Origin of the sequence: Leifsonia tongyongensis (assembly GCF_010686705.1) — a bacterium.
Lineage (GTDB): Bacteria > Actinomycetota > Actinomycetes > Actinomycetales > Microbacteriaceae > Diaminobutyricibacter > Diaminobutyricibacter tongyongensis.
On sequence record NZ_JAAGWY010000004.1, the window covers coordinates 22899 to 41934 of the forward strand.

Genomic DNA, 19036 nt, shown 5'->3' on the forward strand with positions numbered 1-19036 from the left:
CGGTACTCAAGATCTAAACCGGTTTAGGCGGACGGTAGGCGCGTTCAGCCGCAAAGTCAACGGGCGCTTTCATGCCGCGCGCCGGTGTGGCACCCTTGGGTGCATGCAGACGGTGTTCGACGCGGCCGGTGGAGCGGACGGGATGCTGCGGCTGGCTGCAGCGTGGCATGACCGGGTGATGGCGGATGAGGTCGTCGCCCACGCCTTCAGTCATGGCTTCCGAACGGACCACACCGAACGACTCGCGGCCTATTGGGGCGAGGCGCTCGGTGGCCCAGCAACCTATTCGGAGCAGTACGGCACCGAGTCGAGCGTTGTTCGCCTCCACAGTGGGCACGGGCAGCACGAAGATATGGACCGTCGCGCGATCGCATGCTTCGACGAGGCGCTCGCCGACGCCGGTCTGTCCGGCGATGAGCGACTCCGTCGGGCCTTGCACGACTACTTCGCCTGGGCGACGACGACGCCGATGGCCGAGTATCACCGCAGCGCCGACGACGTGCCGGACGGGCTGTCGATCCCGCACTGGTCGTGGAACGGGCTCGAGCCCGAAGGCTAGTTCTTCCGAGTCGCTCCCGAAGGTGGCCGGCGGAAGATGATCAGCGCAGTCGCCAGCAGGAGCACGCCGCACACGGCCTGCTCGATCACCATCCACAGCGGGAGCGGGAGGAAGAACAGGACCGCGACCACGGCGACGAGCAGGATGCCGACGACGATGCGGAGTCGCAGGAGCGCTCGTGGCGAGCCCTTCGCAGCGCGACGGGCGAAGGCGAAGGTGAGGATGGAGGTGGCGGCGATGATGATGCCGCGCACCCAGGCCTGCGGGCTGACCAGGTGCGGCGCGAGGTCCGTGAGCACGACGATCGCAACCATCGTGAGGAGGCTCAGCGCCGCGTAGGCGCCGACGAGCCAGGTCACGGCACGGAAGCCGGGCGGAGTCGACTCCGCGGTCGCGCTGTTAGAAGGTGTTGTCCGGGTACTCATTGTTGTGTCCTTTCCTGGTTCGTCAGGGTGCGGTCGCCCTGTCGAAGAGCTGGATGGCCTCGTCGACGTAATGTGGGACGTCGAGGCCCGGATGCGCCGTGAAGTGGAATGACGCGCCGTCGACGATGGCGCGGATCGCGAGCGCCATGACCTCCGGATCGAAGTGCGAACCGAACTCGCCGGTCTCCTGTCCGGAGGCGAGAAGGTGGGCGAGCGGCGTGACGGCGTCAGAGCCGTCGCCGCTGGGCCCGGCGTTCTCCTGGATGCGGTGAACGGCGTTGACGTGGGCGGCGTGTTCGGCGATGAAGCTCAGGTTCGACGACAGGTAGGCGTGGAGTTTGTCGGGTCGCGAATCCGCCGCCATGATCCGTTCCGTCATGTAGGCGGCGCCGGCCTGGAAGAGGGTGACGACGACCGCCTCGTAGATCGCCTCCTTCGTCTTGAAGTGATACAGCACGGTGCTCTTCGTCGTTCCTGCCTCCGCTGCGATCCGTTCGACGGATGCGGCGGCGAACCCTTCGCGATCCAGGATCGCGATGGCCGCATCCACGATGTCCGCCTGTCGGGCCCGCTGCGTTCTGGTGAGCCCTGGTTCGGAATCTGACCGCATGGTCATAGATTAGACCGTCTGGTCAAAAAAGAGAAGATCGGGGTCACGCGTGCGTGCTACTGTTTCGGCACAGACGGTGCCGACGAGGGGATCGACGATGGGAACGCTGACGGGGTTCGCCCCGAACACCAACGGTCTGCACTATCCCAACTCGTGGCCCTCCGAACCCGACATCACGATCGCGACCCCGTTCGGCTCGATACCGATCGGCGACGCCTCGAACGGTCTGTGCGGGGGTATGGCCTTCGCTGCCGCCGACCTGTTCGTCGCGAAACGGCTGCCGCCCGGGACCAGCGACAACCCGCCGGCCGGTTCGCCCGCCTTCGACTACATCGTCAGGCGACTGATCGACAGTTTCAACATCCCGGCAGGGGTCGCGCAGTACTACGAGTGGATGGTTCTCGGTCGCGCGGATGTGGGGTTCGGCCTGGTCATCCACGGAACGTCGTACCGCACCGTCGAGGAAGAGCTGCCGAAGCTCCGCCGGACGATCGACCAGGGAAGTCCGTGCCCGCTCGGGCTCATCCTGGTCAACTCGACGAATCCGGCGGATCTCGGCAAGAACCACCAGGTGCTGGCGTACGCCTACGACGACAGCGGCAGCACGACGACAGTATCGGTCTACGACAGCAACGTGCCCGACACCGAGGTGACTATCACGTTCAGCACTGCGCATCCGGAGCGGGGAACGACCTTCGCCTATTCCGGGAACGAAGCCGAGTTGTTCGGCTTCTTCACGGTGCCGTACCGGCCGTCAGACCCGAACCCGCTGTTCGATATGAACGTCCGCCGCTGACACCGGCCCGCAAAGGGGCCAGGCCGACCTGGATTCAGAAGAACCGGCGCAGCACCGGAACCCGTCGCGCTCCGAGGCTCAACGCGAACGAGGCGACCACCACGCACAACCAGAAGGCCGCAGCGGCGAAGAAGTTCGTGTCCCTCAGGTCGGCCGCCCACGGAAAGAGCGTCGCCAGCAGGACGATGAAGAAGAAGTGGACGAGGAACACGCCGAACGACGCGTCCGACAGCTCGGCGATCACACGCCCGAAACGCCCTGACGCCCTTACCGATGCGAAGACGCTCTGGCCGACGACGAAGACGCCGATCGAGGCCGCCGCGACGATGAAGCCCAGGTAGCCGACGGGCGAGACAGCGTTCAGCAGAACGTGGCGACCCGAGTTCGCAAATTGCCAGACCGTCTCTGCGAGCAACGCGAGCGTGACGATGGTCGCGAGTGTCGCCCATCGCCACGAGAGACGCACATCGCGCAAGGCCCAGCCGACCAGGAAATAGCCTACATACGGAACCCACTGCGTCAGGGCGTTGAGCACGATCGGTCGCGGGGCGCCGTTGAGGGACGAGAGGTTTGCGATCACGTAGACGAGGAGCGTTGACGCGAGAACGGCACCCGCGAAGATGTACGCCCTGCCCGCGCCTCCTCCGGCGAGGAACGCGGCGAGAACGGGTGCGACGAGGTAGAGACCGACGATCAGGTAGAGGAAGTACAGGTGGGTGTACGTCTTTCCGTCTGCGATCTGCTGCAGAACATCGGTGAGGCTGAGGTTCCGGTGGCTGAGCCATTGCTGAACGACGACGATGTAGAAGACCTGCCACGCGACGAACGCCGGGCCGAGCCGTAGCAGTCTCTTGCGGTAGAAAGCGCGTGGTCCCGCCGCGTGTGCCCTCGGACCCAGCAGCAACGCCCCGCTGACCATCACGAAGACCGGAATGACCCAGATGTTTCCGATGTCGGCCGCGGCCGCAGCCCACCAGCTTCCTGATCCGCGGACGGCCGGGTTGCTGACGATCCCTCCGAAAACGTGGATGGCGACAACGCCGAGGATTGCTGTCACACGCAGCACATCGAGGCCGACCGACCGTGTGGTGGGTGCGGCAGGTGGGGCAAACGGTCGAGCGGTCTGCCCGGAAGCGTTCGCGATCATCCGAACAGAGTACCAAGAGGTGCGCTGGTGTTATCGTCGTCACATGACGCCCCAGGAGCTCGCCAACCTCGCGCATCTGCGCCGGGCACGTGACTTCATCGACCGGGAATACGCGCGACCGCTCGATGTGCCGACGCTCGCGTCGCAGGCGCTGATGTCGCCCGCGCACTTCTCGCGCCAGTTCCGCGCCGCCTACGGCGAGACGCCATACGCCTACCTGATGACCCGTCGCATCGAGCGCGCCATGGCACTGCTGCGCGAGGGGATGAGCGTGACCGACGCGTGCATGACCGTCGGCTGTACGTCGCTCGGCTCGTTCAGCTCCCGGTTCACCGAGATCATGGGCGAGACGCCCACCGCATACCGTCAGCGCGAGCACGACGCGGTGACCGCCATGCCGCCGTGCGAGGCGAAGGTGCGCACGCGTCCCACGCGCAACAAGTCGAGCAGGATTCGAGAAGCAGCAGACGACAGCGCTGCCTAGCGTTGTCCGTATGACAATCTCACTTCAATACACGAACATCACGGTCAACGACGTGGATGAGTCGGTCTCCTTCTATCGCGACGCCCTCGGACTCGAAGTGCGCAACGATGTGGCGAGCGGCGGGCACCGCTGGGTGACGCTGGGCAGTGAGGAGCAGCCCGAACTGGGCATCGTGCTCTCCGAACCGCACGCGGGCCGCTCGCAGGCCGACGGTGACACCCTTCAGGAGCTGGTCACCAAGGGCGTGCTCGGTCCGATCGTCTTCTGGACGGACGATCTCGACGCGACGTTCGAGACGCTGCGTGCTGCCGGGGCGGAAGTGCTCCAGGAGCCCATCGACCAGCCGTGGGGTCCCCGCGACGCCGCATTCCGCGACCCGTCGGGCAACATGATTCGGATCACGCAGGCCTCGGTCTGACCTGCTCGACGCGGGACCTGCTCGACGCCGACCTACTCGACGAAGTCGTCGTCGTCCGGTAGCGCATCGAACGGATCGTCCTGACGGTTGTGCTCGTCGTAGGTGGGAGACGCCTCACCGGGCGAGCCGCCCGTCGGCCCATCGTTGCCGTCGCCCGCGCCCGGCAACACGGTCTCGCCCGCGACGGCATCGTTCGTGACGACGTGATCGGCGAAGTCGTCGTCGGCGATAACGTCGTCGAGCGCGTAATCCTTCTCGCCGTCCTTGTCGTAACCGAGCGCGTCGCGCCCGTCCGCACCGAACTGCGGAGTGATGTTCTCGTTGCTCATGGTGTGAACGCTACTCCGGCAGGCCGAAGCGTCAATGCGCTGCGACCCGCCGGATGCGATCACTACTTCGAGGGCGTCGGCGTCGGCGTCGGCGTGGACGTCGATGCGGCCTGCACGGCCGACCCGACGAACTGCAGGAAAGCCTTCGCGTCGCTCAGCGAGCCGGTGTACTGCTTGCCGTTGACGATCACGGTCGGCGTCCCGGTCAGTTTGGCCATCGTCGAATTCGGCAACGGCTTGGTGAGCACCCGGTTCGTCGCCGACGTCACCCACTCCTTGAAAGTCTGGTCGTTCACGCACTTCGTTATCGCGGCCGAACTCGCTCCGGCGCCCTTCAGCACCGACAGGATCTTCGCATCCGTGAGACCGGTCCCCCCCTCGGCGGGCTGGTTCGCGAACAGCGCGCTGTTCACGGCGTAGAACGTGTTGGGATCGTAGTTCGCTACGCAGGCGGCAGCGTTCGCCGCCCGGGTCGAATACTTCGTTCCACTCGACGAGTTGTCGAGGATGGCGATCGGGTGGATCTCCACCGTCGCGATGCCCGCGTCCAGCCACTGGCCGATCTGGGTCGCGTTCGCGGTCTCGAACTGGTTGCAGTACGGGCACTGGTAGTCGACGTACATCGTGATGTTCGCCTTGCCGGCCCCGTTGCTCTGGGTCGTCGGGGTCGGGTTCGCGCCCTTGGCGATCGCCGGGGTGGTGACGGCTTTGGTGGTGCTCGTCAGCACGATGCCGTTGCTCACCATGTTCTTCGGGTTGGCGACATTGGCGGATGCGGAGACACCGTTGTAGACGATGAGGCCGATGACCGCGAGGATGGCGATCGCAGCGACGCCGATGGACCCCTGGATCCACCACTTGCGACGCTGGGCGCGCTTGCGGGCCTCTTCGCGCATCAGACGCGCGTGCTCGCGGGCCTCCTCGCGACGGTCGCGCTTCGACGGACCGTTCCCGCCCCTGCCTGTTGCCATCCGGTTTCATCCCATCGATGCTCTTCGACACGTACGAAGTCGATGCTAGAGGTCCGCACCTTTGAGTCGGCTGTGGCGGGGCCGCCGATGTCCTCCCATGTCTCTCAGACCTGGCGCAGCGCTGCGGCGACCCGTGCTGCCTGCGCCAGAAGGTAAGCCTGCTCCTGCTGGTTGAGCGCGGCACGCGCCGCCCGGCTGTATGCCTCGCCGGCCTCAGCGAACTCACCCGCGCCTTCGAGGAGGTGCGCGCGGACCGCGTCGAGTCGGTGACTGGTGGCGATGCGGTCATCCCCATCGAGTGTTCCGAGCAGTGCGAGGCCGGCACGTGGTCCGTCCACGCGGGCGAGGGCCACGGCGCGATTGAGGGTGACGACGGGCGACGGCGCGACCCGCTCGAGGACGTCGTAGAGGGCGAGGATCTGGCGCCAGTCCGTGTCATCGTCGCTCGGAGCCTCGTCGTGCACGGCCGCGATGGCCGCCTGAAGCTGGTAGGCCCCGACCGGGCCGCGACCCAGAGTGCGGTCCAGCAGGGCCACGCCTTCACCGATGCGCTCGCCATCCCACAACTCTCGTCGTTGCTCGGCCAGCGGGACGAGTCGTCCGTCGGGGGTCTCGCGGGCCGCGCTGCGCGCATCCGTCAGCAGTTGCAGCGCCAGCAGTCCCGTGACCTCGCCCTCGTCGGGTTGCAGGCGGTGCAGCATCCGCGTCATCCGGATGGCCTCGGTCGTCAGGTCGGAACGCTGCAGAGAATCGCCCGAGCGCGCCGCATAGCCTTCGTTGAAGATCAGGTAGAGCACCTGGAGCACGACACGGAGACGGCCGGAGCGGTCGGGCTCGTCGGGCAGTTCGAACCGCGCCCCCGCCGCACGGATGCTCTGCTTGGCTCGGCTGATCCGTTGCGCCATCGTCGCTTCGGGCACGAGGAACGCGCTCGCGATCTCGGCGGTCGTGAGCCCGCCGACCGCCCGCAGCGTCAACGCGAGCTGCGATGTCGCGGAAAGCGCCGGATGGCAGCAGAGGAAGATCAGCCGCAGCGTGTCGTCGTCGTCGCTGACCTCGGGGGAGCCCGGCGGTTCTGCCTCCACGACCGCACGCTCACGCCGGCGCCGTGCGCTCTCGCTGCGCCACGCATCCGTGAGCCTTCGGTCGGCGACGGTGGTCAGCCAGGCGCGCGGGCTGTCCGGGACCCCGTCCACGGGCCAGCTCGACGCAGCCGCGATCAGGGCCTCCTGCACCGCGTCCTCGCACGCGTCGAACTGCCCGAAGCGGCGGACGAGGGTGCCGAGTGCATACGGAGCGGCGTCACGCAGCACGCTCTCCAGCGGGCGTTCGTCCACAGTGCCTTCCCTCGTCGGTGCTTCAGACCTCCGGAGGTCCGCCCGGTACAGGGCGCACCTCGACGACGTCGGAGTACTTCACGATCCTTTCCGCGATCTCCAGCAGTCGCGCCTCGCTTTCGACGTCGACGATCCAGAACCCGATCACCGACTCCTTGGCTTCGGCGAACGGGCCGTCCGTCGCCGTGACCGCGCCGTCGACCAGCCGGATCGTCTTGGCCGTGCCCGGGTCGGCGAGCCCCTCGTTGTACACGAGTTCACCCGCTTCGGCCAGGTCCTTGTCGATCTGGATCATGTCGGCGATCATCTCGCGCACCCATTCGGGTGTCCGCGTCTCCATCATCCCCTCGGCGCTGCCGAACATCATGATCATGTATTTCATGGTTCCTCCTGCTGGTCTCGCGAAATCGGACATCGTACGAAAGTGAGTCGGAGCCGGTGTGCACTTCTCGACATCGGTGCAGCCTCGATATCAGAGCAGTGCTGACGACAGAAACGGTCGGATGACGGGGAGCACCGCATCCGGTTGCATCGCGCCCGTATGGTCGAGGCCTTCGAGCACGGCGACCTGCCAGCCGAGCCGCGTGAGTGTGCTCCCTTCACGGACGAGCGGTCCGGCGAGGTCGACTCGCACGTCTCCCCAGTTCTCGCCGTAGTCGATCGTGTCTTCGGATCCGGCGAAGCACAGTCGCGGCATCGTGAGCCGTTCCTGGATCGCACGGTCGTCGAAACCCTGCAACTCCCGGTACAGGGTGAGGTACTGGCGTGTCTGCTCTTCGGTGAGCGTGATCTCGACCGAGGACCAGTCGAAGTCGGCTGGATCCCAGTCGGCCCAATCCCCGTCGGCGCTGTCGCCCCACGGAGTCGCTGTCTCGCCCGGAGTCTCGCCCGGAGTCTCGCCCGGAGTCTCGCCGGCACCCTCGCCCGCCGCTCGGCGTGCCTCCGCCGCGATCGCCTGGTCGTGCCCGGCCGTGGTGACCGCGAGCATCTCCTCGTACGGCCCGTCCAGTGGCGGATACCCGCCCATCACGAGAGCCGAGACCCGATCGGTGCGCAGGGCGAGCTGGAGCCCGGCGAGAGCCAGCCATGAATAGCCGTAGTAGGCGAAACGGTCAGCCCCCGCCGCATCCGCGATCGCCAGGAAATCGTCGGTGATCGTCATCGGCGTCAGCGTGTCCGGTCTCGGATGCGCTGCCAGGTGCCCTTCGTAGTCGAACGCCACGACCCGGAAGCGGTCGCGCAGCCCGTCGATGAGTCGTCGTCCGAGGGCCGGATCGACACCCCACCTGCGCAACTCGTCGGCGCGGTCGCCCTCGACGGGTATAGGGTCGACCGGGATCAGGATGGCGGGTCCCGCTCCCTCGACCGTCGCGTCGAGCAGTGTCCCGTCGGCCAATCGGATGCCTGCCATGCGAACCACCCTTCGCAGCACGGATTCGTGCGTCACTCTATACGGTGGAAGGAGGCGAGCCCAGAGCCTGCAGAGTGCTCGCATCGGAGAGGACCACCAGATGACCCCGTTCACCGCGCCCGACGCGTTCACCACCCGACCCACCCTCGCAGGTACGTTCGGAATGGCAGCGTCGACGCACTGGCTCGCGAGCCAGAGCGCACAGGCCGTGCTCGAACGAGGTGGCAACGCGTTCGACGCCGTCGTCGCGGGTGCGTTCGTCCTGCACGTCGTGGAGCCTCATCTCAACGGCCCGGGCGGCGACCTGGTCGCGATCGTCGCGCCCAGCGGTGAGGAGCCGAGGGTGCTGATGGGTCAGGGGCCCGCCCCGGCCGCGGCGTCAGCGGCCGCGTACCGTGCGCTCGACCTGGACCTCGTTCCCGGCTCCGGGTTCCTGGCGGCTGCGGTGCCGGGATCGTTCGACGCCTGGCTGCTGCTGCTGAAGGAGCGCGGCACGTGGGAACTCGCCGACGTCTGGGAGTTCGCGATCGGGTACGCCCGAGACGGGCATCCGGTCGCACCTGCTGTCGTGAAGACGATCGGTGCCGTTGCGGAACTCTTCCGGACCGAGTGGCCGACCTCGGCGGACCAGTGGCTCGTGGACGGTTCCGCGCCCGCAGCCGGATCGATCGTGCGGAACGAAGCCTGGGCCCACACCCTCGAGCGCCTCATCGACGCGGGCGCCGGGGCTGCAACGCGTGAGGAGCGCATCGACGCAGCGCGCGATGCGTGGGCCGGCGCGGTCGTTGCGGACGCCGTCGAGGAGTTCGTCGGCGCGCCTGCGCTGGACTCGTCAGGGATGCGCCACGCCGGCGTCATCGCCGCGACCGACTTCGCTGCCTTTCGCGCGAGCTGGGAGGAGCCCGTCGGAGGGACCTTCCGGGGGCGGACCGTCCTGAAGGCGGGAGCCTGGTCGCAGGGGCCCGCCTTCCTGCAGGCGCTCGCGATCCTCGACGGATTCGGCGACGCCGAACTCGACCCGTCGACTGCTGCGGGCATCCATCGCATCGTCGAGGCGCAGAAACTCGCTTTCGCGGACCGGGATGCGTATTACGGCGATGGCGTCGACGTCCCGCTCGAGCACCTGCTTTCGCCGGAATACGCCGCAGAACGACGTGCGCTCATCGACGCATCCGCCTCGGCCGAGCTGCGACCCGGATCCGTTCCGGGCTACGGCGATCGCTCGCTCGGCGCCCACCCTGTCGTCGGGGCCGAGCCATCGGCTGAGACGGCGCTCCCGACGCACGCTGCCGCAGGTGAACCCACGCTGGGTGTGCGTGGGGAGGCGCGTGGCGACACCTGTCATATCGATGTCGTCGATCGCTGGGGAAACATGGTCGCCGCAACACCGTCGGGTGGTTGGCTGCAATCCTCTCCGTACATCCCGTCGGTCGGTTTCGCGCTCGGCACCCGGCTTCAGATGACCCGACTCGAGCCGGGCCTGCCGACGACGCTCACTCCCGGGCTGCGGCCGCGCACGACGCTGACTCCGACCGTGCTCGTCGAGGACGGGCGCGCACATGCGGCGTTCGGCTCACCCGGAGGGGACCAGCAGGAACAGTGGCAGCTGCCGTTCCTCATCCGCCACGTCGTCGGTGGCTACAGCCTGCAGGCCGCCATCGATGCGCCCAGCTTCCACACCACCTCGCTTGTGAGCTCGTTCTGGCCGCGGGATTGGGAGCCCGCCGGCCTTGTCGTGGAGGATCGTCTGGCCGATGAGGTCATCGAGGAGTTGCGTCGACTCGGGCATCGGGTCGACGTCGTCGGTGGTTGGACGCTCGGTCGTCTCTCTGCCGTCTCGTGGTCGGACGGTATCGTTCGTGCAGCGGCCAATCCGCGTGGCATGCAGGGCTACGCTGTCGGGCGCTGAAGCTTTGTCGAACGCGGCTCTGTCCATCCCCGCGGACGAACGCTAACCTGCTCGAAGGAGTGACTGGTTCGCACAACGGGAGGACCCGATGTCTGACGGAAGCTGGAACCGTGTACCGATCGAGCCGCAGAGCGTCAACGCGCCGCTCTCGGCGTCGGCGATCTTTCTCGTGGTCACGATCGGCGAGTCGGATGAGGCACTCGCCACCGCGCGTTCGGTGGTCGCCGACATGGGCGCCCTCGTTCGCACCGTAGGGTTCCGCGACCTGAACGGTCACCTCTCCTGCAACGTCGGTGTCGGCAGTCAAGCCTGGGACAGGCTCGGGCAGTCCTCGCGGCCCGCACAGTTGCGCGTGTTTCCGCAGATCCCGGGCGCGGCACGCGAAGACGGCACGCATCCTGTCGCCGTCTCGACCCCCGGTGACCTGCTCTTCCATATCCGGAGCGAGCGCAGCGACATGTGTTTCGAGCTCGAACGGCTGCTTCTCGACGCTTTGGGCGACTCGGTCACCGTCGTGGATGAGGTCAGCGGTTTTCGGTATTTCGATTCGCGCGACCTGCTCGGTTTCGTCGACGGTACCGAGAACCCGACCGGCGCCTCGATGTGGGAGTCCTCGCTGATCGGTGATGAGGACCCCGAATTCGCGGGTGGAAGCTATGTCGTCGTGCAGAAGTACCTGCACGACCTGCGTGCATGGGAGTTGCTGTCCACCGACGAACAGGAACGCATCATCGGACGAACGAAGCCCGACAATGTCGAACTCGACGGGGATGCAGAGTTGCGGCCGTCGCACAAGACGCTGAATACGATTACGGATGCGAACGGCGTCGAGCACGACATCTTGCGCGACAACATGCCTTTTGGCAGCCCCGCGAGCGGAGAGTTCGGCACGTATTTCATCGGATATTCTCGCGACCTGTGGGTGATCGAGCAGATGCTGCGGCGGATGTTCATGGGCGACCCCCTGGGGTCGTACGACCGCATCCTCGATTTCTCGACCGCGACGACGGGAACGACGTTCTTCGTCCCGTCCAATGTCGTGCTGGAGTCGCTGGGCTGAGTTCGATTCGTCGGGCGTACGCCCCGCCGGCGCTCGGTGCTGGTCCTGGTGGTGTTGGTCGTGGTGGTGTTGGTCGTGGTGGTGCCTGAAGCGTCTGGGCTGGCAACGGGCAGGGTGGTGCCTGAAGCGTCTGGGGTGGCAACGGGCAGGGTGGTGCCTGAAGCGCCCGGGGTGGCAACGGGCATGGTGGTGCCTGAAGCGCCCGCGGTGGCAACGGGCATGGTGGTGCCCAGATATGGGGCCGCTCGTAGTGCGCCGGTAGTGGTGGCGCAGTAATGGTGGCGCAGTAATGGTGGCGCCAGTCACGGTGGTGTGCTGGTCATCGCGGTGCCGGTCATGGTGGTGCCTTGTCGGGCAGGCGGATGCGTCCGCCTTCGCGGGGTGTGCGGGTCGGGTCGAGGTGCGCCGGTGGCGTGAACCAGGGGATGTGTTCGCGGACCTGGATGTCCCAGCCGTCGTCATGCACCCGATGATGGTGGTGCGAGCAGAGCAGGATCCCGTTCTTCAGATCGGTCGGTCCGGTGTCTCTGTCCCACCAGCGGATGTGGTGCGCCTGCGTGTAGGAGGGTGGGTGTGGGCAGCCGGTCCAGGCGCAGCCGCCGTCCCGTTCGGCCAGGGCGTGCTTCTGCGCCGTGGAGAACAGTCGTTGCTTGCGACCCAGGTCGAGGACTTCGCTGTCACGCCCCAAGACCATGGGGATCAGGTTCGCGTCGGCGGCGAGCCGCCGGGCGGTTGCGGCGCTGACCGGGGTGGGTACTTCGTCGATCTCCGCGGCACCTTTCCCGGAGCGCAGGTCGGCCAGGCTGACTCTTACGATCATGGTCACCGGCGGACTGGTCGCCCCGGAGGTGCAGCCGGCCCGGTGCCGGAACACTTCGACCGCCCCATCCGACCGGAGTTGGGCCATACTCCGGGTCTCCGGCATCGCGGGCGTGTCCGGTGTGTCGGGTTCTGTGTCTGCGAACCGCACCCCCGTCGGCCGAGCCGACGCATTGCGGGCGTCACCAGTGTCGCGGGAATCGCCGGCGTTGCCGGTGTCGCCGAGGTCGTGACCGTTGCCGGTGTCACCGAGGTCGTGACCGTTGCCGGTGTCGCTGGTGCCGCGGGTTTCGCGGGAGTCACGGATGTCGCCTACGTCGTGACCGTCACCGGTGTTGCGGCCGTTGCGTTTGTCGTGGAAGTCGCGGGAGACGTAGGCGGTGATCTGTGGCACCACATGCCCGGCGGATTCGGCGTCGAGGCGCCAGTCGATCCGGGTCATCCCATCCCGGGTGGTCGTGATCGTCAACGACCGGCGCCGGCGCTGGATCTGCTCACGTGGTTCGGTGCCATCCTCGTCCAGCCGGTCCCGCAGCTGGATCGCCGACCGGCGCATCTGCTCCACGGTCAGGGCCGGCGCATGCTCGACCAACAACCGCTCACCCCTATGGCGTTGTTCCAGGCTGCAGCCGTCGCCGGTCTTACCCAGTTCCCGGATGATGACTGCCGCCTGCTCCACCGAGACATCACAGGTGGACGCCCGGTCGCCGGGTTCTCCCGGGTCACCGGCATCGGCGGGGTCACCGAGCAGCGCGGCAGCCAGTTCGGGGAACTCGGGCGGCAGTTCTTCACCGGTGAGCGTGTGTTTCGGTGCGGTTGCCCTGGCCACCGCACAGAGTTGGCGGGCGTGCGGCAGGCTGGTGCGCCACAGTTCCTCCAGGAACGACCCGATATCACCGTGCCCGCCGGCCCGCACCGGATCCGTGGCTGGGTCCAGGCTGCCGGCCCGGTTCAGGGCGGCGATCCGCCGCAACGCCACCCGCTCCAGCACCGCCCGCACCGCACCGATCGCCGCCAGCGAGCGGGCGTGCAACTGCGCTTCGCTCAGACTGGATGCATCCGCATCCGCCACTGCACCTGCATCCGCCCCTGCCACCACTGCACTTGCATCCGCCACCGGATCCGTTTCGAGCGCGCGCAACGCGTCGAGCGCAGCAGCGACCGCGGCGAGATCGTCGGCGGGTGGGAAGGTCATGGTTCAACCCAACCAGCAACCACCGACATTCGGGGCCGCGAATAAACAACCTCTGATCAGCAATTTCCCTGTGGATAGATTCCGAGATCACCCAATTGTGGAGGAGAGGTCGACGGCGCCGCGTCGGGCCGGGGCGAGGGAACCCCTCCCGGTATACTTGGCCTGACAATGGACGACCCTCCTTCTGCCGATAGCCCATTCGCCTCGGCGCGGCCAGCGGTCGCACCGCGCCCTCGACTGAGCCCGACAGCCGGTCCAAGCCCGACAGCTCCACCAAGCCCGACAGCCGGTCCAAGCCCGACAGCTCGACCAAGCCCGACAGCGCGACCAAGCCTCCGCGGTGGCCACCATGGCCTATGAGTGGATCATGCTCGGCATCGGAGTGGTGCTGACGATCGGTACGGGCTTCTTCGTCGCGAGCGAGTTCTCTCTCGTCAACCTGGATCGCAGCGACCTGGAGGCACGCCGTGCACGGGGCGAGACACGTCTGGGCATGACGATCGCGGCTCTGAAGATCACGTCCACCCACCTGTCGAGCGCACAACTCGGCATCACCCTCACCACGCTCCTCACCGGTTACACGATGGAGCCGGCCATCAGCTCCCTTCTGTCGGGTCCGCTGACGGCGATGGGCATCCCACGAGGTGCCGTCCCCGTAATCGCTACGACCGTGGCCATCGTCGTCGCAACGCTGGTGTCGATGATCCTCGGCGAACTGGTTCCCAAGAATTTCGCACTCGCGCTCCCTCTCCCGACGGCCAAGCTGGTCATCCCGTTCCAGACCGTCTTCACGGCGGTGTTCAAGCCGTTCGTGGCACTCCTCAACAACACGGCGAACGGGGTGATCCGCCTGTTCGGCTTCGAGGTGAAGGAGGAACTGTCGGGGGCGCGGACCGCGGAGGAGCTGTCCTCCCTCGTCCGTCGTTCGGCGAGCGCCGGAGTTCTGGAAGCCGACACGGCCACCCTCCTGAGCCGTACCCTCGCGTTCTCGAGTCATACGGCATCGGATGTGATGACCCCGCGACTGAGGATCGCCAGCGTACGCCGCACCGATCCGGCACAGGCCGTGCTCGAGCTCGCACGAAACACCGGGTTCTCGCGTTTCCCCGTCGTCGACGAAGACGTGGATGATGTGGTCGGATTCGTCCATGTCAAGCAGGCGGTCGCGGTCCCGCGTGGCCGACGAGCACGTGTGCCGGTCTCCGCCCTGCAGACGGATGCGCTCCGCGTGCCCGAGACGATGAGCCTGGATACTCTGCTCGGTGAGCTCCGAGGCAGCGGTTACCAGATGGCGGTCGTGGTCGATGAGTACGGCGGAACGTCAGGGATCGCGACCCTGGAGGACCTCGTCGAGGAACTCATCGGTGAGGTCGCCGACGAACACGACCGCACACGAGCCGATGTGGTGCGCGGACGGGATTCGCTCACGTTCCCCGGCATCCTTCGACCTGATGAGCTTCTCGAACGTGCGGGCGTCCAGGTACCGGAGGAAGGCCCGTACGAGACGGTCGCCGGATTCGTGATGAACGAGCTCGGACGACTTCCGGTGGTCGGCGACGAGGTGCTGATCGATGGCGGGACCTTGCGGGTCGTTCGGCTCGACGGCCGCCGTATCGACCGCATCCGGTACACACCCGATCCCGATGAGGAACCGGGGGAGGCCGACCATGAGTGACTGGGCCGGACTCGCCTGGCTGGTCGTGCTCCTGCTGATCAACGCGTTCTTCGTCGGAGCGGAATTCGCGGTGATCTCGGCACGACGGTCGCAGATCGAACCGCAGGCCGAGCGGGGCAGACGCAGCGCGAGGACGGCGCTGTATGCGATGGAGCACGCGACACAGATGCTGGCGACGACCCAGCTGGGCATCACCGTGTGTTCGCTGCTGATCCTGAATGTGTCGGAACCCGCGATCCACCATCTGCTTCAGGGCCCGCTGCAGCTCACGGGATGGCCGGATCAGGTCATAGGGACGATCGCGTTCATCATCACGCTGGTCCTGGTCTCGTTCCTGCACGTGGTCTTCGGCGAGATGGTCCCGAAGAACCTGTCGTTCTCGATGCCGGACCGGGCGGCACTGCTCCTTGCGCCCCCGCTAGTGGCGATCGCACGGGTGTTCCGGCCGATCATCGTCGCGCTGAATGCGTCGGCCAACGCGGTGCTCCGCCTGTTCCGGGTAGAACCCAAAGCGGAGGCGGCCAGCACATTCACTCTCGACGAGGTGGCGACGATCGTGACCCAGTCGACCCGCGAGGGTGTGCTCACCGACCGGACGGGCGCGCTGACGGCGGCGTTCGAGTTCACCGAGAAGAAGGTGCGTGATGTCGCGCTCGGTGTCGGAAAGCTGGTGTCGCTTCCGCACAACGCGACACCGCGCGATGTGGAGCGCGCCGTCGCGAAGAACGGTTTCTCGCGATACGTGGTTCTGGACGAGTCAGGGGAGCCCGTGGGTTACCTGCACTTGAAGGATGTGCTCGACCTGGAGGACACCGCGTTCGAGGTTCCGGTGCCGACGAAACGCATCCGCCGCCTGGTGACGGTTTTCGCCGATAGCGACCTGGAGGATGCGCTAGCGAGCATGAGGCGCTCCGGAGTCCATCTGGCGCGCGTGTTCGATGCCGACGGCGAGACCACGGGCGTGCTCTTCCTCGAGGACATCATCGAGGAGCTCGTCGGCGAGGTTCAGGACGCGACCCGTCGCGGTTGACCGCGCCCTGGTGACCGGGTCCGGCCGACCGGGTCCGGCCGACCGGGTCCGGCCGACCGGGTCCGGCCGACCGGGTCCGGCCGACCGGGTCCGGCCGACTGCGCCTGGCCGACCGCGGCCGTCAGGCCTCGGGCCAGCGCGCCCGAAGGTACTGCCCGGGCCAGTAGTCGATCTCGACCCCCAGCTCGTGGGCTGCGCGCAACGGAAAATGCGGATCGCGCAGCAGTTCACGGGCGAGCAGCACGGCGTCGGCACGGCCCTCCTCGACGACCGCGGCAGCCTGCTGGGGCGTCGTGATGAGGCCGACCGCACCGACGGAGACCTCCGATTCGTGCTTCACGAAATCGGCGAACGGCACCTGGTACCCGGGACCCAGGGTGATGCGCACACCCGCCACCAGCCCGCCACTGGAGATGTCGAAGAAGTCGGCTCCGGCTTCGGCGGCCCAGCCGGCTACGACGGCAGTCTGTTCCTGGTCCCAGCCGCCTTCGGCGTAGTCGGATGCCGAAAGGCGCACGATCACGGCGATGTCGTCGTCGACGGCGTCGCGAACGGATCGCACGATGCGGAGCAGGAGACGCGCCCGGTTCTCGAGGGAACCGCCGTACTCGTCCTCGCGTAGGTTCGACAACGGCGAGAGGAACTGGTGCACGAGGTAGCCGTGCGCTCCATGGATCTCCAGCACCGCGAAGCCCGCGTCGACGGCACGTCGCGCAGCCGCAGCGAAATCGTCGACGACCTTGTCGATTCCAGCCGCGTCGAGCGCGAGGGGCTCGTCGTAGCCGTCGAACGCCACCGCAGACGGGCCCACCGTGCGCCAGCCGTCCGCCGATTCCGGCACCGTTCCGTGCCTGTCACCCTGCCCCCAGGGCGCCCAGGTGGAAGCCTTGCGACCCGCGTGCGCGAGCTGGATGCCCGGCACGGCGCCCCGCTCACGGATGAAGCCGACGATACGAGCCCAGGCGTCGCGTTGCTCGTCGTTCCAGATGCCGGTGTCTTCAGGGGAGATCCGGCCCTCCGGGCTGACGGCCGTCGCCTCGGTGAGAACGAGCCCGGCGCCGCCAGTCGCGAGCGACCCCAGGTGCACGAGGTGCCAGTCATGCGGGACGCCGTCGTGCAGCGCGACGGAGTACTGGCACATCGGCGAGACCCAGATCCGGTTGCGCATGGTCGCGCCACGGATGCTGAGCGGGTCGAAGAGTGTTGGCATGGGTGTCAGGATTCCGTTCCGTGCGTGGCCGGTCGACTCAGGCGGTGAGCGACATCAGGAACCGTCGAAGGTCGGCGGCCCCGGTGAAGACGTGTGCGGTGATCCCGAGAGCTTCGGCTCCGCGCACATTGTCTTCCCTGTTATCGATGAAGACCATGTCTGCCGCGCTTATTCCGAGTTCGCCCATCACGATCTCGAAGATGTCGGCGCTCGGCTTGATCGTGCCGAGCTCGCCGCTCACGAACACCGCCTCGAAAAGGTCGCCCAGCGTGCCGTGGCGGAAGTACGAGCCGAAGTCACGGCCGGCGTTCGACAGCAGTGCCAGGCGCGTGCCACCCTCCTGCAGGTCGATGAGGACGTCGAGGGTGTCGTGGTCGATCGACAGCCAGCTGCGGAAATCGGCCAGCCACAGGCGATGGATCTTCGAGTCGCTCCACTGCTCGCCGAGCTCCGCCCCGATGCCCCGCCAGTAGTCCCGGATGCTGATCGTGCCCTGGTCGAGCGCGTCTCGATGCCTCCAGTAGGCCGGCCAGAACTCTGCGGATTCACCGCCGGCGATTCCCACGAGATCGGCGCGATCGGCTTCGCTCGGACTCACCGAGATGACCTCGCCGTAGTCGAAGACGACGACTTTGCCTGGGATGCTGATACTGGCGTTCGCAGTCACAGTGCTGACCTCTTTCATCGTTTTCAACCTATCGTGAAGGGATGAGCTTGAATGCCCGGTACCGGAAGCTGTGGATGGCGGACACCCTGTGAACGCGGTGACCCCGTGATGATGGCGAGCTGGCGCACCTGGACCGCTGAGGATGCCGGCATCTGGATTGCGGCGCCCATCGACTCCGACGACAAGTACACCAGGGGAGTGCTCGGTGTGGTCACCGGTTCCGACCTCTATCCGGGCGCGGCAGTGCTCGGTGTCGAGGCCGCCGCACGAACCGGAGTCGGGATGGTGCGCTATGTCGGGGCCGCGCATCCGAGCGAGCTCGTGCTTCAGCGCCGGCCCGAGGTGGTCTGCGCACCAGGCCGGGTCCAGGCGTGGCTCATCGGATCGGGCATGGATGCGGACAACCGGCCCGAAGACGACGCGACGCGGCTCCGAGCGGCGCTCGCCGACGGCGTGCCCGTCGTGATCGACGCCGGCGCGCTCGACCTGATCGGCACGGCGACAGGACCTGTCGTGATCACTCCGCATTTCCGGGAGCTCGCGAGCGCCCTGGCGGCGGCCGGCGGCAGTGCCGAACCTGTGCCGACCGCGGACGCCATCGCCGCCGACCCGAGTGGCTGGGCCGTCCGGGCGGCCGAGACCCTCCAGGTCACCGTGCTGCTCAAAGGCCACATGACCTATGTCGCCGATCCGTGGGGGACCCGGCTGTGCGTTTCGGCAGGCCCCGCGTGGCTCGCCACGGCGGGCAGCGGCGACGTGCTCGGCGGCGTACTGGGCGCCCTCGTGGCGACGCATGCGCGTGCCGTGTCCGCAGACCGCTCGGCCCTGTCGATGCTGGCGGCGACCGCGGCGTTCGTTCACGGCCGGGCCGGAGAGCGTGCATCCGCCGGAGGTCCGATCGCGGCCCTCGACATCGCCGAGGCGCTCCCGGCGACCATCGCCGAACTCCTCGCCTGATCGGGCGTGGCCCCCGTCGGCGGCATC

At 67.3% G+C, this 19036-nt stretch carries 20 protein-coding genes; 9 read left to right on the forward strand and 11 right to left on the reverse strand.

Translation table 11 applies throughout. The features are described 5' to 3' along the window. Window positions 1–103: 103 nt before the first annotated feature. Complete coding sequence (locus G3T36_RS15640) at window positions 104–559, forward strand: group II truncated hemoglobin (RefSeq protein ID WP_163290768.1); 456 nt, start codon at window positions 104–106, stop codon at window positions 557–559. Here the strand turns inward: G3T36_RS15640 and G3T36_RS15645 are convergent. After that, window positions 556–984, reverse strand: a complete 429-nt coding sequence (locus G3T36_RS15645; RefSeq protein ID WP_163290769.1) for a hypothetical protein — start codon at window positions 982–984, stop codon at window positions 556–558. The genes G3T36_RS15640 and G3T36_RS15645 overlap by 4 nt on opposite strands. Before the next feature lie 22 nt (window positions 985–1006). Beyond that, window positions 1007–1594 (reverse strand): TetR/AcrR family transcriptional regulator, encoded by a 588-nt coding sequence (locus G3T36_RS15650; protein WP_205245077.1) that lies wholly within the window; start codon window positions 1592–1594, stop codon window positions 1007–1009. Between the two features lie 97 nt (window positions 1595–1691). Here G3T36_RS15650 and G3T36_RS15655 point away from each other — a divergent pair, with 97 nt between their 5' ends. Further along, entirely contained in the window at window positions 1692–2390 is a 699-nt protein-coding gene (locus G3T36_RS15655; RefSeq protein ID WP_163290771.1) for a hypothetical protein, read from the forward strand. A gap of 34 nt (window positions 2391–2424) precedes the next feature. Here G3T36_RS15655 and G3T36_RS15660 read toward each other — a convergent pair whose 3' ends face one another. Next, window positions 2425–3537: an acyltransferase gene (locus tag G3T36_RS15660; RefSeq protein ID WP_163290772.1), complete on the reverse strand. Its 1113-nt coding sequence runs from the start codon at window positions 3535–3537 to the stop codon at window positions 2425–2427. A gap of 43 nt (window positions 3538–3580) precedes the next feature. Here G3T36_RS15660 and G3T36_RS15665 point away from each other — a divergent pair, with 43 nt between their 5' ends. Together G3T36_RS15665 and G3T36_RS15670 are read left to right on the forward strand one after the other, a co-directional pair. Beyond that, window positions 3581–4021 (forward strand): helix-turn-helix transcriptional regulator, encoded by a 441-nt coding sequence (locus G3T36_RS15665; RefSeq protein ID WP_163290773.1) that lies wholly within the window; start codon window positions 3581–3583, stop codon window positions 4019–4021. A 10-nt stretch (window positions 4022–4031) separates the two neighbouring features. Next, on the forward strand, window positions 4032–4439 hold the full coding sequence (locus G3T36_RS15670; RefSeq protein WP_163290774.1) for a VOC family protein: 408 nt from the start codon (window positions 4032–4034) through the stop codon (window positions 4437–4439). A 32-nt stretch (window positions 4440–4471) separates the two neighbouring features. On the opposite strand, the gene G3T36_RS15675 is transcribed toward G3T36_RS15670, so the two are convergent. The 5 genes from G3T36_RS15675 to G3T36_RS15695 all read right to left on the reverse strand — a co-directional run bounded on the left by G3T36_RS15675 (window position 4472) and on the right by G3T36_RS15695 (window position 8487). Further along, the gene (locus G3T36_RS15675; protein WP_193571294.1) at window positions 4472–4768 is read right to left on the reverse strand and encodes a hypothetical protein; all 297 of its coding nucleotides are present in this window, start codon (window positions 4766–4768) and stop codon (window positions 4472–4474) included. A 62-nt stretch (window positions 4769–4830) separates the two neighbouring features. Next, window positions 4831–5739 (reverse strand): DsbA family protein, encoded by a 909-nt coding sequence (locus tag G3T36_RS15680; RefSeq protein WP_240148597.1) that lies wholly within the window; start codon window positions 5737–5739, stop codon window positions 4831–4833. Window positions 5740–5843: 104 nt separating this feature from the next. Further along, complete coding sequence (locus G3T36_RS15685; protein WP_163290775.1) at window positions 5844–7076, reverse strand: DUF6596 domain-containing protein; 1233 nt, start codon at window positions 7074–7076, stop codon at window positions 5844–5846. 22 nt (window positions 7077–7098) lie between these two features. Continuing rightward, window positions 7099–7458 (reverse strand): YciI family protein, encoded by a 360-nt coding sequence (locus tag G3T36_RS15690; protein ID WP_163290776.1) that lies wholly within the window; start codon window positions 7456–7458, stop codon window positions 7099–7101. Window positions 7459–7548: 90 nt separating this feature from the next. Further along, complete coding sequence (locus G3T36_RS15695) at window positions 7549–8487, reverse strand: alpha/beta fold hydrolase (RefSeq protein WP_163290777.1); 939 nt, start codon at window positions 8485–8487, stop codon at window positions 7549–7551. A 100-nt stretch (window positions 8488–8587) separates the two neighbouring features. Between G3T36_RS15695 and G3T36_RS15700 the strand changes: the two genes are divergently transcribed. Beyond that, window positions 8588–10396: a gamma-glutamyltransferase family protein gene (locus G3T36_RS15700; protein ID WP_163290778.1), complete on the forward strand. Its 1809-nt coding sequence runs from the start codon at window positions 8588–8590 to the stop codon at window positions 10394–10396. An 88-nt stretch (window positions 10397–10484) separates the two neighbouring features. After that, window positions 10485–11456 carry a Dyp-type peroxidase gene (locus G3T36_RS15705; RefSeq protein ID WP_163290779.1) on the forward strand — a complete coding sequence of 324 codons (972 nt, stop codon included), beginning with the start codon at window positions 10485–10487 and terminating at the stop codon, window positions 11454–11456. A 334-nt stretch (window positions 11457–11790) separates the two neighbouring features. Here G3T36_RS15705 and G3T36_RS15710 read toward each other — a convergent pair whose 3' ends face one another. Beyond that, on the reverse strand, window positions 11791–13470 hold the full coding sequence (locus tag G3T36_RS15710) for an HNH endonuclease signature motif containing protein (protein ID WP_163290780.1): 1680 nt from the start codon (window positions 13468–13470) through the stop codon (window positions 11791–11793). A gap of 349 nt (window positions 13471–13819) precedes the next feature. Between G3T36_RS15710 and G3T36_RS15715 the strand changes: the two genes are divergently transcribed. Both G3T36_RS15715 and G3T36_RS15720 read left to right on the forward strand, forming a co-directional pair. Further along, window positions 13820–15145 (forward strand): hemolysin family protein, encoded by a 1326-nt coding sequence (locus tag G3T36_RS15715; protein WP_240148611.1) that lies wholly within the window; start codon window positions 13820–13822, stop codon window positions 15143–15145. After that, window positions 15138–16175, forward strand: a complete 1038-nt coding sequence (locus tag G3T36_RS15720) for a hemolysin family protein (protein WP_163290782.1) — start codon at window positions 15138–15140, stop codon at window positions 16173–16175. Before G3T36_RS15715 ends, G3T36_RS15720 begins: the two co-directional genes overlap by 8 nt. 121 nt (window positions 16176–16296) lie before the next feature. Here G3T36_RS15720 and G3T36_RS15725 read toward each other — a convergent pair whose 3' ends face one another. Beyond that, complete coding sequence (locus G3T36_RS15725; protein ID WP_163290783.1) at window positions 16297–17385, reverse strand: NADH:flavin oxidoreductase/NADH oxidase; 1089 nt, start codon at window positions 17383–17385, stop codon at window positions 16297–16299. A gap of 37 nt (window positions 17386–17422) precedes the next feature. After that, window positions 17423–18070, reverse strand: coding sequence for an HAD family hydrolase (locus G3T36_RS15730; protein ID WP_163290784.1), 648 nt, complete (start codon window positions 18068–18070; stop codon window positions 17423–17425). Between the two features lie 93 nt (window positions 18071–18163). Here G3T36_RS15730 and G3T36_RS15735 point away from each other — a divergent pair, with 93 nt between their 5' ends. Then, a complete protein-coding gene (locus G3T36_RS15735; protein WP_163291099.1) occupies window positions 18164–19009 on the forward strand; it encodes an ADP-dependent NAD(P)H-hydrate dehydratase in 846 nt (281 codons plus the stop codon). Window positions 19010–19036 lie beyond the last annotated feature (27 nt).